Raw genomic sequence first — 14,996 nt, forward strand, 5'->3', positions numbered from 1 at the left:
CCACGCCGACGCATCCCGGCGCTGGGAAAATGAGCTTCTGGCGCGGTTGAGTGCGGCTGGACATGCGGTTTCGAGTAGCCGCGCGCCGACGCCTGAACCCAATGCGCGCGGAATGGATAATGTGCTGGCGCTCGAGGGCCGGCGCTTCGGCCCCTCACTGGCAAGCCGTTCCGAGCCGTTGCCATCCGGCGACACCGGCCCAGTCGATCTTGTAGTCGATCTTACCGCTACCGCCGCACGACGGGGCACGCCTGTCCTGACGCTCGAATTTTGCGGCCACAGCAGCTTTGCCGCGGGCATGACCGAGATGCTGGCGAGCGGGCGGTTGCCCGAACTCACCTCGCGCCTCGACGGCGTTGCCGTCGCCAGGGCGCGGCCGATGATCAGCGATCGGCTATGGCTCTCCCGGACCAGCAACGACCTGCTCGCCGGCGCCATCTCCCTGATCGCCCAATGTGTCGCCGGCTTTTCCGCGGGCAAACTTGCGCCGATTATTGAGAGCCCGGCGCCGCCCCTGCAGAAAGGCGGATTTATCAGGCACTATCTGCCCTTTTTCGGCAGGGGAATGGTCGACCGCGCGGTGCAAAAACTGCGACGTGGTCGGCGCCCCTTCTATTGGCAGGTTGCTTACCGGCTGATCGACGGTCCAGGCGTCGCCGAGACCGGACGACTCGACGGTAAGCCGTTCACCGTGCTTGCCGATGACGGGCAGCGCTTCTACGCCGATCCGTTCGTTCTCGAGCGCGACGGCCGCCATTTTCTGTTTGTCGAGGAATTTCCCTATGCCACGGGCCGCGGCGTGATTTCGGTAGCCGAACTCGGCACCGACGGCACTTTCGGCGTGCCGAAGGTGGTGCTGGAGGAAGCACACCACCTGTCATATCCGCAGGTGTTCGCTCGCTCCGGCGAGATTTTCATGATCCCGGAAAGCGCTACGGCACGCGAACTGGTGCTCTACCGTGCCGTGCAGTTTCCGGATCGCTGGGTACGCGATACGGTGCTGATGACGAACAGGGATTTCAACGACGCCACGCTGCTCGAATCCGACGGCCGCTTCTGGCTGTTGGGGACTGAGCGGTTCGGTCACGGTAGCGCGTCTGACACGATGGCGGTCTATTCCGCCCCGGCATTGCGTGGGCCGTGGGCTGGGCACGCGCTCAATCCCGTCGCGGTCGACCACTCCGCCACTCGGCCAGGCGGCGCCTTTATCCGCCAGGAGGGCTCGCTGCTGCTGCCGGTGCAAAACGGCTCAAGAGCCTATGGTGGCGGCCTGGGGTTAATGCGACTGGATCGGCTTGATGATTTCGATATCCGTTTCGAACTGCCCCGCCCAATCGATCCGGGGCCGGCATGGGCCCGCGCGGGCATTCACACGCTCAACCGCGCGGGACGTGTCGAGGTCGTGGACAGCGCCGGCTGACCGGATCTGAGGTCGGGCTTAACGAGATCCAGCCGGGTTTGGGTGGGACGCAGCGGCCGAAGGAATGCTTTCGAACTGGCCCCGATAGGGCTGCTTTCTGAAGGCAAGCAGCAACACCACCATAATCGCAATCTCCGGCGACTTTGAAGAGAGCGCGTTGTTCGACAGCGCGGCAAGCAAGAAAGTCATGGTGCCTATCCAGGCAGGCAGCGGCGCCCCGCGCAGCAGCCGAAAAATGAACCAGAATATCAACACTGTAAAGAGCACTGCTATGGGCAGGCCGAAGAGCATGATGATGACCACCGGCGCGCTCTCGATGAAGGGGAGATGCAGCTTCTCGTTGACGATCTTCAGGAGTTCGTCGCCGTTCATGCCGAACAGGATGTCTTTCCAGCTGACAAGTCCGAACACCTGGTAGATCGTCACCCGGGCCATAAAGTTTTGGTCGAAGATGGTGTTGCTGAACCGGTTCAGCAGACCGCCCGCAAACAGCATCGCTACGAGCACCGCGCCACCCGTCACGGTGAACATCAGCACGACAAATTTGGCCTGCCGCTCATACTTGAGCGACAGGCCCGGCCAAGGCACGAACAGCAGTAGAATGAGGATTTCTCCGGCAGCGAGCAGCAGTGCGGCGCGAGCGCCCGATGCAGCACAACCGACGACCAATACGAAGATCGCCACCACCCGCACCCATATGCGCCAGCGCGTCAGCGGTACGAATCCGATGACTGTGGCGCAGAGCGCGCCCAGTGACAGCGGGTGGGCTGCCAGGCCGATCGGCCTGAACTGCAGTTCGTTGATACCGTACGGCAGAAATCGATGTTGAGTCACGGCCTCGATCGTGCCGATCACGGCGCTGAGGATAGCCATGCCAAGCACGACGTCGCCCAGCGCCCGCCGCGACTCCGCGTTTAATGCCAGCATCAACAGGCCTGCGGCGCCGGCCACCAGATAGGTATCGATGATGAACCCGGAGGAGCCCGCGCGGCCGGTAGCGAACAGATAAGGCACCAGCGCGAACATCAGCACCGAATAGCGGACCAACGCCTTGAATATTCCAATTTCGTCGCCCTGCAGCAGAAACGGTCGGCTGAAAAGAACGACAGCAAGCAGCAGGAAGATCGCATAGGTGCCGAAATGCAGCTTCTCGTAGAACGAGCCTCCCTGGGCCGTATAGTCGACGACCATGTTCATCACCTGCGGTGATACCGTAAAGCGAAGCAGGAACGCGAACGCCGCGCACAGGAAAAACAGCAGCGACAGCGCGTTCTGACGGCGCGCCTGGGTGGACAACAATCGTTCCGATGCGGCAGCGGGATAGCTCATGGCCCATCCCAGTGGCGATATTCGAACGGCATTCTGGGCAACGAATCCCTTCAGTATCCGCCAAGCGGACCGTGTGAACGGCAAAATGGGCCAACTTGGAAAATAAGATGTTAACGATGTTTCTGTAGAGCAGGCCAAGCGTAATGATTTAACAAGGGTTGTCACCATGTCTGCCGGTTCCGGCACCCCCCCTATCTCCGCGATGGCTTCCAACAACAGTGCATTCGAGCGTATCGCCAATGCACGGCGCAGGGCATTGCTGCAACAGCATGGCCCAGTCGCGGCGCTAAGCTCCGCACCGGTGACGCCGCAACCTCCGGAGCCTGTCGCCACGGTGACCCTGGACAAGATCGGCGATTTCCTCGAGCTCGATTTTCGACGCCTGTTCGTCTGGCTGCGGGCCGGCCTGGCCCTGGCGCTCATGCTGGCGGTAATCGGCGGCATTGTCGGCGGCGCCTATGCATTGCTGAGCAAGCAGCGTTACACCGTCACGACCGAGGTCCTCATCAACCCTTCCAATTTGCAGGTTGTGGAAAACGACCTCTACTCGCAACCGGGCCAGGTCGATAGCCAGCTGCTCAGCACGCGCAGCAAGCAGCGCATCCTGACCTCGGGCAACGTGCTTTCCCGTGTGGTGGACGAACTGAATCTGACTCACGATCCAGAATTCTTCGATCCGGACCAGAGCACATCCTCGTCTGGCGCTGTGGCGAAGCCCGACCCGAGGCTTATCGCCTTGAAGAACCTGGCGGACCGGGTAGACGCCATCGCGGACCCAACATCGTTCGTCACAACCCTCTCGGTATCTGCGGAAACCACCGCCAAGGCGATCCTGATCTCGCAGGCCCTAGTCAAAAACTTCCAGGAAGAACTGGCCAAGGCAGAAGCTGCCGGCGCCAGCCGTGCCGCGGCAGCCCTTGACAGCCGGCTTGGCCAACTCAAGAGCGACGTGCAGGCTGCCGAAGAGAAGGTCGAGAGCTATAGGCGTAGCCACAATCTGTCCTCCAGCAATGGCCAGCTTGTCAGTTCGCAGACAATGACGCAGCTCAATGGCGAAATCGTCGATGCGCAATCGCGCGTCATCGCCGCGCAGGCAAGCTACGACGCCCTGGTTGCCTCCGGCATCAATGGGGCCAATCCCGACCCCACGGTTTCGGAAGCGCTCGCAGCGCTGCGCGACAGGTCAAATAGCCTGCGGCAGCAGATCGACTCACAATCGATGACCTTCGGCCCGCGTCACCCGACGATTGTCAGACTCAGGACGGAACTCGAGACCGTCAACTCGCAACTCCGGGCCGAGTTCTCCCGCACCGTCGGCACGGCAAAGGCCAGCCTGGACAAGGCCAGGGCCTCGTTGGCTTCTCTCAACGCCAGGATGAACGATCTGAAGAGCAATGTTTTCACCGACAGCGAGTCCGAAGTCGCCCTGCGTGAACTTGAACGCGATGCCGCCTCGAAGAGAGCCGTCTATGAGAGTTTCCTGTCACGTGCACGCCAAATCAGCGAGCGCGAGCAGATCGACACGACAAACGTACAGGTGATTTCGACCGCGGTGCCCCCGCCCGCGCGCTCATGGCCCCCGCGCACTGCCCTGGTGGCAGGCGCAGGAGCGTTCGCAGGCTTTGCCCTGGGCATGCTGCTGGCCATCGGCATGGGCATCATCTGCGACATGCGGCGGCCGCCGAACCGATCAGGCCTTGCCGCCGGCCGAGCCTGACGCAAGGCATGGTGAAGCGCATCGTTTTCCACATCGCCAGCCTGAGGGGCGGCGGCGCCGAACGTGTCTTCGTCCTGATGGCAAATGAACTGGCGTCGCGTGGCCACGAGGTCACGCTTTTTACCTGGAACGCGCAAGGCCCCAACGCCGCGCTGCGCTCCGCTGCCGTGCATCTGATCGACTTCGGCCTTCTCTTGCGCGGCGAGGGTTACGCCAAGTCGGCGACGCTGAAAGGCATCGTGCGAAGCGCAAATTTGTTCCGCCGCCTTGATCCTGATGCGGTCTATAGTGCCCCGGAATTCGCCAATCTGGTGATGGCGCTGTCACTCATGTTGGCCAGAAGCCGGGCAAAATTCTTTCCAAGTTTCCACGCCGCCGCCTCGCTGCCTGCCAGCGGCCTCGGCGCGAGACTGGCGATCGGGTTTTCCGCGCTGGTTGGCGCGCGTGCAACCAAAGCCATCGCCGTTTCGGCGGGTGTCGGCCGTGACATCATCGCCCGCGGCTTCCCCAAATCCAAGGTCGTCGTCATCAACAACCCGCTGCCGCCGGCTGAAGCACCGCAGAGGAATTCCTATGCCTGGCAGGCAGCGTTGGCGGCGATGGGCGATGGCCCGGTCATCGCCACCGCCGGACGCCTGGTGCCGGTCAAGGACCACCGGACTTTGCTGCGGGCCTTCGCTGCCCTGCGCGCCGGCCGCCCTGCCCGGCTCGTCATCTTCGGCGAAGGTCCTCTGGCTGCCGAATTGCACGCCTATGCCGAAGAGACCGGCATCGGCGCGCGCGTGCTCTTTGCCGGCTACGTCAACGACCCCGCAGCTTGCTATGCCGCAGCCGATCTGTTCGTTCTGTCATCGACCAGCGAAGGCTTTGGCAACGTGTTGGTCGAGGCCATGGCTGCAGGTGTCCCCGTAATCTCCACCGATGCCCCGCATGGCCCGCGCGAAATACTCGGTGACGGCCGCTTCGGCACCTTGGTGCCGGTCGGTGACGCCGCAGCCCTGGCGAAGGCGATGGCCGAAATGCTGGATCACCCCATCCCTGCTGCCGTGCTGAAAAACAGGGCGGTGGATTTCACAGTCGACAAGATCGGCGATCGCTACGAAGCGTTGCTCTAGTTGTCGCGCACGGCCAGCAGATCGCTGTTGGATGCGATCGACGCGGTCGGGTTTTGATTGCCGTAATCTCTTCACAAGCTGAAGCGCAACGATTCATGGTGAGGCGTCCCGTCGTTCCTTGAGTTGCTGGGCGAGGAAGTCCTTGACGGAATCGAGAACCGCGTCCCGTTCATGAGATACGCCTGGCAGCAAATCGAAACGCACGCGCGCACCCGCCTCCTCGAACGATCGACACAATGCCCTGAGGCGTTCCGGCCGTGTTCGCCCGGCATCGTTGGCGCCTGGCATCCAATGGGTGCTGCCTTGGACATGAGTGATTTCCCAAGTCTCCAGGTCAGCGTCGCCGATGATCATCTGGAAAGGCACTTTTGCCAGCGCTGCGGCATCGAAGGTGATGCCGAACTTCTCCGGCAGATCGCGAATGCCCACCCACCAGTCATGCGTCGGATCGAGCAAGGTCACCGAGCCTGGCGCGCCGATTGAGGCCGCCCAGAGCCTGTCGGGATGCAGGATAGCAAAACGATGCGTGAAATGCCCGCCGCCGGAAAATCCGAACATGGCAAAGCGGCTCCAATCCTGACTGTATTTGGCGCTGACCTCCTCAATCATGGCGAGCAGCACCTGATCGTAGCGTATGTTGCCCTCGAGCATATATTTGTACCCACTGCGGGCATCGTCCCCGAGAACGCCGATCGGAAACAGCGGACACAACACGGCGCAGCCGTTCCAGCGTCCGAACTCGGAAAACGCGTCGCGGAATCCAAGAAAAGAGGTGCGGCCGGTGCCATGGACAGCGACCATCAGGTCGACTTTGGCCCCTTCTCCAACCGCGGGAGGCACATACAGGCAATAGTGAAAGCGCGGGTCTGATTTGGAAGCAAAGATGGCGGTCGCGCCAAGGTCATAGGTAGCGCGACCGCGATCTGCGACAGACCCCCTGGCAACGCTTGTCAAACCGATAACTCCTTAATAAGCCCGGCGTCCACGGCAATCTTATACCGGTCGGCCGACTTCGTGAACTGGAGGCGCCTCCAGGCAGCCCCGAGGAGGACCTCGTCTTGCACCGGAAGCAGGGCGCCGGCGGGACGATCGGAGGCAAAAAGAATGCCTCCGCCAACGCCTCGGGCAGCCGCCATTAACTTTTCGTTAACCATGCCGGGCTAGCCTTAACCAATCAGTAAGGACTCGCCTCTGTGACCTGCGTCGCTCCCATCCAAAACAAGTCCATACGCTTTCGAGCGCGCTCGTTTGTAGCCTTCACCCTCACCCCTGAGGCCCCGCTAGGGGAATGGCTGCAAAGCCTCGATCACTGGACCGAAAACTCTCCCGGCTTCTTTGCCGGCCGCCCGGTTGTGCTCGATCTGACTATGTTCAAGCCCGAGGTGGGCGAGATGCGGGATCTGGTCTCACAACTCGCGGAGCGCGGGATTCGCATTTACGCGATCGAGGCCGATGGCAATGTTGCTCTTGATGCCGATCTGCCGCCGCTCCTCATTGGCACCAAGGAGGCCACCGCTGATACGCTTTACGCGCAGCCGAACCCGAAGGCCGCCGCTGAGGCCAAGACGAAAGAGCCGCAGGCGCCGAACTCATTGATGATCAAGGCACCGATCCGCTCCGGCCAGTCGATCTTTCACCCCGATGGCGACGTGGTCATTGTCGGCTCCGTCAGTTCCGGATCCGAGATCATCGCCGGAGGATCGATCCACGTCTACGGCACGTTGCGTGGACGTGCGTTCGCCGGCGCCACGGGAAATTCCGCAGCTCGCATCTTTTGCCGGAAAAATGAAGCCGAACTTCTGGCGGTAGACGGCTGGTACCGCACCGCCGAGGAGATGGACGCCTCCTCGCGAGGAAGGCCGGTACAGGCCTTTCTCGAGGACGGCGCGCTTTGCGTCGCACCGCTCAACTAACAACATTGGAGGCACAAATATGGGCAAGGTAGTGGTTGTCACATCCGGCAAAGGGGGTGTCGGCAAGACGACCTCGACGGCCGCTCTCGGCGCCGCGGTCGCGAAAACCGGCAAGCGGGTGGCCCTCGTCGACTTCGATGTCGGGCTGCGCAACCTCGATCTGATCATGGGCGCCGAGCGGCGCGTTGTTTTCGATATCGTCAACGTCATTCAGGGAACCGCCAAGCTCTCGCAGGCGCTGATCCGTGACAAGCGGCTCGAAACGCTGTTCCTGCTGCCGGCCTCGCAAACGCGCGATAAGGATGCTCTCACCGAGGAAGGAGTCGCCGATGTCATCGACAAGCTGCGATCGGTTTTCGACTACGTCTTCTGCGACAGCCCGGCCGGCATAGAGCGGGGCGCGCAACTTGCCATGCGCTTTGCCGACGAGGCGGTAATCGTTACCAACCCGGAAGTGAGCTCGGTCCGCGATTCCGATCGCATCATCGGCCTGCTCGACTCCAGGACGATGAAAGCCGAGCAAGGTGAATCGATTGCCAAACACGTCCTCGTCACGCGCTACGACGCTGCCCGCGCTGCCCGCGGCGAGATGCTCAGCATTGATGACGTTCTCGAGATCCTGTCCACGCCTCTGCTGGGAATAATTCCCGAGAGCCAGGACGTGCTGCGCGCATCCAATGTGGGCGCGCCGGTTACGCTCAGCGAAAACACCAACCCCGCCGCACGCGCCTATATCGACGCGGCAAGAAGACTCGAGGGCGAGGACCTGCCGGTCATTCTGCCTTTCGAACGGAGGGGCCTCCTCGACCGGCTGTTGGGAAGGAGGGCAGCATGAACCTGCTCGATATCTTCAAGCGCCGCGGCAGCGCGCCCGTGGCGCGCGAGCGCTTGCAACTGCTGTTGGCTTACGAGCGTCGAAGCCGCAACCAGCCCGATCTCGTCTCCGTGTTGCGCGAGGAGATCATGGCGGTGATCGCCCGGCATGTTCAGGTCGACCAGGATTTCCTGCAGGTAAGCATGGATCACGGCGAAACGACGTCGAGATTGGAGATCGACATCCAGATCCCTAACAAAGTCGCAATGCCCATGGCCGCGGCGTTCTAACGAAACCCTCCAGTCAGGGCTTGCGTCGGCTGCTGCCGAAATTGCGGCGCCGTGGTTGGTGTGCTTGAGCCGGTCGCCACCGGCAAGTTCTCGCAAGTCGAGGACAGTAACCACTCCCTCACCAAAACCCCGCGGCCGTTTCCAGCCGCGGGGGGCCTTGGGAGGGCCTTTCGAAACCCGTGGTCAAATGTTGGCGAGCAATTCGTTGACGCGGCTTTCCATGTCGGCAAGGGCGGTGTCGACGTCCTTCTGGCCACTGATTGCTGCACTCATCTCTTCGCCAATAATGTCCTGGATCGCAAACTGACGCTGTACGGCGGACGGCAGCGGCTTGCCGAGATCAGCGACCGCAGAGATTGTGTTGCGATGCGGCAGTGCCTTGAAGGCGTCCGAGGTGATGACGGCCTTGTAGGCTGGCAAGTGGCCGGTGCGCGACCATTCGAAGTCGTTGTCGGCGAAGAATTTCAGGAATTTACCGATAGCCGCGATCTGTTCAGGCGTGCGGTCTTTCTGCGAAACGGCCCAGGTGTGGCCGTCGGCATATTGCGCATGGGCGCCGCCAAACAGCTGCGGATACGGATAGACCGCATATCCGCCCTTGTTGAGCGCCGTCCCCTTGGTCTCGGACTGGGCGTTGTAATCGCCGACCACCCACGTACCGTTGAGATGGACGCCACCCTCGCCGGCAAGGAAGGCGTTGATCGAGCCGCCATAGTCGAGATCCTTGGTGGTGTAGCCCTTCTCGAAGATCGCCTTGTACATCTCGACGACCTTCTTGGCTTCCGGCGTATTCAATTTCACATGCTTCGGATCGGCAAAGAAATCGGAATCCTGCTGGAAAAGATAGGTGTAGAGGTTGCGTGTGTAGAGTGCAGTCTCATTGGCCAGGTTCTGGACGAAATAAGGCTTGCCCGTCTTCTGCTTGAACTGTTCGGCCTGGGCGAGCAGTTCCTCGGGCGACTTTGGAAAAATCGGCGTGCCGTCGGCATTGACGAGGCCGGCTTGTTTGAAAAGATCCATGTTGACGTGATAGAGCATCGTCCAGCTGTCGATCGGCAGACCATAGATCTTGCCGTCTTTGGTGGCGCCATTGCGTGCCGCGTCGGTGAAAGCGTCGGGTGTCACGCCGACCGACTTCAAGAGATCGTCGAGCGGCATCAACAGGCCCTTCGACTGATAATCCGACAGTACGGATTCATGGATCGTGGCGATGTCCGGAGCGTCGCCTGAAGCGAACTGGGCGGTCAGCTGATCATAGCCGGGCCATTCCACGGTGGTGACGTTGACGTGGACATCGGGATTGTCGGCGTTGAACTTGTTGATCAGCGAGGTGATGATGCCGCATTCGCCAACGGCCTTGGTGGCATCGGTGTTGGTGCCGAAATCAGCATCGCAGGCGCCGAAAAAGCGCTGCACGCTCAGTTCCGTGGCCGCGAAGCTTGGAGCTGCGAGCAGCATTGCGCCCACAGAGACTGCGGCAAACAGTATTTTCTTCAGTTTCATATCAGTTCCTCCTACTGAGTTTCCGCCGCTCCACCCTGGATTGGCTTTCGTGCTTCAATCGCTGCGCATTCCCCCGGCCGTCAGGCTATCTTCGTTATCTCACCGCAGCGCCGGAGACCGCCGTGACGATGTATTTCTGGAAGAACAGGTAGACGATCAGGATCGGGGCACCGGCGAACACCGCCTGCGCCATCAGGAAGCCGATGCCTTCGGACTGGGCGAAATTGGTCTGGGTCGAGGCCATGCCGACCGTCAGCGTGAACATGTCCTTCCTCGTCGCCGAAATCAGCGGCCAGAAGTAGTCGTTCCACGCGCCGAGAAAGGTGAAGATGCCGAGCGTCGCCTGCGCAGGCAGCGTGAGCGGCAGAAGCACCTTCCAGAAAATCCTGAGCCGGCTGGCGTTATCGAGCATGGCGGCTTCGTCCAGCTCCTTCGGGATGGCCTTGAAATACTGGGTCATCAGGAAGACGCCGAACGGAGCCGAAAGGCCCGGCAGAATGAGCCCTTGATAGTTGTTGTGGAACTTCAGCATGCTGAAGATCTGGTGGCGGGCGACAAGCACCGCCTGTTCCGGAACCGCCAGGCCGAACAGCACGATCACGAACAGCACGTCTCGGCCGGGGAAATTCAGCCGTGCAAAGCCGTAGCCGGCGAGCGACGACAGGATCAACGTGCCGAGCGTCAATCCGCCCGAGACGATGATGCTGTTGCGCACCCAGATGAACACCGACGAGGTGCCGACGGTGTTGATGTAGTTCTTCAGCGTATAGGGCGCGTGAAACACCGAATTCGGATCGGCCATCAGCTCCGTATTGTCCTTAAGCGACAGGCCGATGACCCACAGAACCGGCGCGATCATGACGATCGAAAGCAGGATGACCAGGGCCAATAACAAATGGTCGCCAAATGCCCGGCCCTTGATGGAAGCCGTGGCGCTCATGCCTGGTCTCCCCTGCTGCGCGTCACCAGGTACTGGGCCATGGCCGCGACCAGGATGAGGATGAACAGGATTTCCGATGCCGCGGCGCCCAGGCCGAGATCCCAGCGACGGAATGCGGTATCGTAGATGTAGAGCACGATCGGCTTGGTCAGGTTGTTCGGACCGCCGCGCGTCATCAGCCAGGCTTGGCCGAACAGCTGGAATTGCAGCACGATCTGGATGATGATCACCAGGATGAAGGTCCGCTTGATCGACGGCAGCGTGATCGAGCGTAGCGTCTGCCAGCGATTGGCATTGTCCAGCGCTGCCGCCTCGTAAATATCCTGTGGAATCTGCTGGAGCGCCGAGAGAAAGAGCATCATCGGCAGGCCGATGCACCACCAGATGGTGGCAATGGCGATGCCGATCATCGCAAGGCTGGGGTCGGAAATGAAGGCCGGTGCGGTTGTGCCGAACCATCCGTAGATCGTTGACAGCAGCCCGACATTCGGAATGAAGACGATGCGCCAGATCAGCGTGACGATGGTGACCGACAGCACCGACGAGGAAAAGAACAGCGTCCGCAAAACCGCGGCAGTGCGCGTGCGGCGGTTGAGGCAAAGCGCCAGGAAAAGGCCGATCAGCGCCAGGGTCGGCACCGTCAGAAGCACGAAGTAGAAGGTGTTCCAGATCGATTGCAAGAAGACCTTGTCGTGATACAGCCTGGCGTAATTGCCGAGACCGACAAAATTTCCGGACGAAAACGTGTCGGCCTTGTGGAAACTCAGCCACATCCCCCAGAGCAGCGGGAAGAGCAGCAGCGTGGTGAAGAAGAACAAGAATGGCGCAACGAAAATGAAGTTTCGCCATTGCGGCGCATAGATGTCGGCGGTAGCGGCTCTGACGCCGACAGCAAGCGTCGCGGTCGGGGACATCGCCAGCCGGTCAACCATCTCAGGCCTCCCTCGCGTGCCAGGCGCGGCCGGTCTCGTTGAACAGATGCGATTTCTGGCCGTCGAAGGCGAGCCCGATTCTGTCGCCTACGGCGACGCGGCTGTTGCCGGCATCGGAGCCGACGATCTGCTGGCCATCGCCCAGCCGCGCGTAGATCAGGGTGCGTTCGCCGAGCCGCTCGAGCACATCGACGACGCCGTCGGCATTGCCCTGTCCGGCGGCAACGATGCGCACGTCTTCCGAACGGATGCCGAAAGTGTAGTGGCCGTCGCTCAATTGGCTGGAGGCGATCTCGGTCTGCACCGATATGCCGTCCGCAAAGCTGGCCGTGGCGTTCTTGCCCGATCTGTCGAGTGTCGCATCGACGAAGTTCATCGCCGGCGCGCCGACGAAACCCGCGACGAATTTGGTCGCCGGGCGCTCATAGATCTCCATCGGGGTACCGATCTGGTCGATCTTGCGATTGTTCATGACGACGATGCGGTCGGCCAGCGTCATTGCCTCGACCTGGTCGTGGGTGACGAAGATCATCGTCGATTGCAGCCTCTGGTGAAGCTGGGCAAGCTCGATGCGGGTACGGGTGCGCAACGCCGCATCGAGATTGGACAGCGGCTCGTCGAACAGGAAGGCCTTCGGTTCCTTGACGATCGCACGGCCGATGGCGACGCGCTGCCGCTGACCGCCGGAGAGCTGGCCCGGCTTGCGATCGAGCAGATGCGGCATTTCGAGGATGCGGGCGGCTTCGTTGATGCGCGCCTCGATGACCTTGCCTGGTACGCCGATATTCGCAAGGCCGAAGGCCATGTTGTCGCGCACCGTCATATGCGGATAAAGCGCATAGGACTGGAACACCATCGCAATGCCGCGCCTGCCCGGCGGCAGATGATCGATGCGCTCGTTGTTGATGGCAATCTCGCCGCTATCGACGGCTTCAAGACCGGCGATCATCCGAAGAAGCGTCGATTTTCCGCAGCCGGACGGCCCCAGGAACACGATGAATTCGCGTGCCCTTATGGAGAGCGACAGATGATCCAGCACCGTCATGGCACCGAACTGCTTGCTCACGTTCCTGATCTCGATATCGGCCGTCACGTCGACGCTCCTCCTCAGCGTTTGCGCTTTCTCGATGATTCGCCCGAACTCAGAGCCTCAGGCGTATGAACTGGTAGGAATACGCCGGCAGCGACAGGTTTAGTTTGCCGCCGACGACTGCGGCGCCCTCACCCTTCCTGGGGCTGACATTGCCAGGGTTTTCGGCCGAATTGACGGCTTTCAGATCGGCGTGTGCCATCAGCTGGTGATCGACGATCTCCGCCGCGCCGAAGCCGGAGAGGTCGACCACTGTTTCGATTGCCTCGCTCGAATGGCGGTTGACGGCGAAGAAGGTGGCGTGGCCGGTTTGCCTGTCGTGCACGCCGGCAACATCGACATAGGCGACGTCGCCCGCAACGCTGGATCTGTAGGTCGGGCTTTCCACCTTGAGATCCAGCGCATTGCCGCGGCCATAGTTGGAAGCAAACAGATAGGGATAAAAAATCGTCTGCCGCCATGCCGGGCCATTCGGAACGGTCATGATCGGCGCGATGACGTTGACCAGTTGTGCCAGGCAGGCGATCTTGACGACGTCGGAACGGCGGATGAAGGTGTTGAGGATCAGACCGACCTGCAGCACATCCTCGAAATTATAGATGTCTTCGAGCAACGGCGGGGCGAACGGCCAACCGTCGCTGCCGCCGAGTATCTTCTTGTCCTGCTCCTTGGAATGGTACCAGACGTTCCATTCGTCGAACGAGATGTAAACCTGCTTGTTGGAGCGCTTCTTGGCCTTGATATAGTCGATGACGCCGGCGACCGCGACAATGTAAGCGTCGAGCTTTTCGCTCATGGCGAGATAGTTCGGAGCGTCGTTGGCTTCGTTGTCGAAATACATGTGCAGCGAGATGTAGTCGACCTCGTTGTAGGTATGGTCGAGAACCGTCGCTTCCCATTCAGGGTAGGTAGGCATCTTGGCATTCGAAGAGCCGCAGACCACCAGTTCAAGTGACTTGGAGAAGGCGCGCATGGCCTTGGCTGTCTCATGCGCCAGGCGGCCATACTCGTCCGCGGTCTTGTGGCCGATCTGCCAGGGGCCATCCATTTCATTGCCGAGGCACCAGAGCTTGACGTCGAAGGGCTCCTTGCGGCCGTTGGCTATGCGCTTGTCGCTCCATTTGCTGCCGCCGGGATGGTTGGCGTACTCCAGCAGGTTGCGGGCTTCGTCGAGGCCGCGCGAGCCGAGATTGACGGCAAGCATCATCTCGGTGCTGGCGCAGGTGCACCAATCGGCAAATTCATGCAGGCCGACTTCGTTGCTTTCCGACGTGTGCCAGGCGAGGTCGAGCCGCACCGGGCGCTCTTCCTTGGGGCCAATGCCGTCTTCCCAATTGTAGGCCGAGACGAAATTGCCGCCGGGATAGCGCACAATCGGAACATTGAGTTCCCTGACGAGATCGATGACGTCCTGACGCATGCCGTTGGCATCCGCTGTCGGATGGCCGGGCTCATAGATGCCGGTGTAAACTGCCCGCCCCAGATGCTCGATGAAGGATCCGTAGAGCCTCGGATCGATTTCCGAGACAACATAATGCGGATGAGCCGTAACGGCTGCCTTCATGCATTCCTCCCATCGATATCAAAAATGATGATTTAAATCATCTTGCCCGATATCAAAGCGGGATTGACAACCCTTCGTCAAGCCAAAATACCCAAATGTAGGACAATTAGACGAACGCTTTGGCACAGCAGAAAGCCAAATAGTTGAAGTTGCTGCGTTATCTTCAGAACCCGGTTTCATGATATCAACCAGTTTTGATCCTGAGCAGGATGTCCTGATCGTAGTTTCCAAAGCCCTTGCCGAAAATGTTGATCCCGCCGGGGCGCTCGGCGTCGTCCTTGACGCCGATACGGACGCGGATTGAATGATGGCTCTTCAGATCGAGTGCGGCGAGGCCGGTTTCGGAAATCCTGAGACCGTCGACATAGG

General features: G+C 60.8%; 13 protein-coding genes and 1 pseudogene. 6 read left to right on the top strand and 8 right to left on the bottom strand.

What is annotated here, in order from left to right; translation table 11 throughout:
- Window positions 1–112 precede the first annotated feature (112 nt).
- The gene (locus NKJ35_RS26875) at window positions 113–1,420 is read left to right on the top strand and encodes a glucosamine inositolphosphorylceramide transferase family protein (protein ID WP_352650437.1); all 1,308 of its coding nucleotides are present in this window, start codon (window positions 113–115) and stop codon (window positions 1,418–1,420) included.
- 18 nt (window positions 1,421–1,438) lie between these two features.
- On the opposite strand, the gene NKJ35_RS26880 is transcribed toward NKJ35_RS26875, so the two are convergent.
- A complete protein-coding gene (locus NKJ35_RS26880; protein ID WP_352650439.1) occupies window positions 1,439–2,749 on the bottom strand; it encodes a VpsF family polysaccharide biosynthesis protein in 1,311 nt (436 codons plus the stop codon).
- A gap of 166 nt (window positions 2,750–2,915) precedes the next feature.
- Here NKJ35_RS26880 and NKJ35_RS26885 point away from each other — a divergent pair, with 166 nt between their 5' ends.
- Window positions 2,916–4,466 (top strand): GumC family protein, encoded by a 1,551-nt coding sequence (locus tag NKJ35_RS26885; protein ID WP_352650440.1) that lies wholly within the window; start codon window positions 2,916–2,918, stop codon window positions 4,464–4,466.
- An 8-nt stretch (window positions 4,467–4,474) separates the two neighbouring features.
- Complete coding sequence (locus NKJ35_RS26890; protein ID WP_352650442.1) at window positions 4,475–5,581, top strand: glycosyltransferase; 1,107 nt, start codon at window positions 4,475–4,477, stop codon at window positions 5,579–5,581.
- A 93-nt stretch (window positions 5,582–5,674) separates the two neighbouring features.
- On the opposite strand, the gene NKJ35_RS26895 is transcribed toward NKJ35_RS26890, so the two are convergent.
- Complete coding sequence (locus NKJ35_RS26895; RefSeq protein WP_352650444.1) at window positions 5,675–6,535, bottom strand: alpha/beta hydrolase; 861 nt, start codon at window positions 6,533–6,535, stop codon at window positions 5,675–5,677.
- Between the two features lie 239 nt (window positions 6,536–6,774).
- Between NKJ35_RS26895 and minC the strand changes: the two genes are divergently transcribed.
- The 3 genes from minC to minE are packed head-to-tail and all read left to right on the top strand — an operon-like array spanning window position 6,775 to window position 8,598.
- Window positions 6,775–7,494 carry a septum site-determining protein MinC gene (gene minC, locus NKJ35_RS26900; RefSeq protein ID WP_352650445.1) on the top strand — a complete coding sequence of 240 codons (720 nt, stop codon included), beginning with the start codon at window positions 6,775–6,777 and terminating at the stop codon, window positions 7,492–7,494.
- A gap of 19 nt (window positions 7,495–7,513) precedes the next feature.
- Window positions 7,514–8,329 carry a septum site-determining protein MinD gene (minD, locus tag NKJ35_RS26905; RefSeq protein WP_254819515.1) on the top strand — a complete coding sequence of 272 codons (816 nt, stop codon included), beginning with the start codon at window positions 7,514–7,516 and terminating at the stop codon, window positions 8,327–8,329.
- Window positions 8,326–8,598, top strand: a complete 273-nt coding sequence (minE, locus tag NKJ35_RS26910; RefSeq protein ID WP_023677151.1) for a cell division topological specificity factor MinE — start codon at window positions 8,326–8,328, stop codon at window positions 8,596–8,598. Before minD ends, minE begins: the two co-directional genes overlap by 4 nt.
- A gap of 183 nt (window positions 8,599–8,781) precedes the next feature.
- Here the strand turns inward: minE and NKJ35_RS26915 are convergent, their stop codons facing one another.
- The 6 genes and pseudogenes from NKJ35_RS26915 to NKJ35_RS26940 form a co-directional block, all read right to left on the bottom strand.
- Window positions 8,782–10,101 (bottom strand): ABC transporter substrate-binding protein, encoded by a 1,320-nt coding sequence (locus tag NKJ35_RS26915; protein WP_352650447.1) that lies wholly within the window; start codon window positions 10,099–10,101, stop codon window positions 8,782–8,784.
- Window positions 10,102–10,195: 94 nt separating this feature from the next.
- Window positions 10,196–11,041, bottom strand: coding sequence for a carbohydrate ABC transporter permease (locus NKJ35_RS26920; RefSeq protein ID WP_352650449.1), 846 nt, complete (start codon window positions 11,039–11,041; stop codon window positions 10,196–10,198).
- Window positions 11,038–11,955, bottom strand: a complete 918-nt coding sequence (locus NKJ35_RS26925) for a carbohydrate ABC transporter permease (protein WP_352650459.1) — start codon at window positions 11,953–11,955, stop codon at window positions 11,038–11,040. Before NKJ35_RS26925 ends, NKJ35_RS26920 begins: the two co-directional genes overlap by 4 nt.
- A gap of 19 nt (window positions 11,956–11,974) precedes the next feature.
- A complete protein-coding gene (locus NKJ35_RS26930; protein WP_352650451.1) occupies window positions 11,975–13,066 on the bottom strand; it encodes an ABC transporter ATP-binding protein in 1,092 nt (363 codons plus the stop codon).
- Window positions 13,067–13,115: 49 nt separating this feature from the next.
- Window positions 13,116–14,627 carry an arabinosylfuranosidase ArfA gene (arfA, locus tag NKJ35_RS26935; RefSeq protein WP_352650453.1) on the bottom strand — a complete coding sequence of 504 codons (1,512 nt, stop codon included), beginning with the start codon at window positions 14,625–14,627 and terminating at the stop codon, window positions 13,116–13,118.
- A gap of 184 nt (window positions 14,628–14,811) precedes the next feature.
- A pseudogene (locus tag NKJ35_RS26940) lies at window positions 14,812–14,996 on the bottom strand (transcriptional regulator); the annotation flags it as partial.

The organism is Mesorhizobium sp. M0136, from assembly GCF_040322515.1.
Lineage (GTDB): Bacteria > Pseudomonadota > Alphaproteobacteria > Rhizobiales > Rhizobiaceae > Mesorhizobium.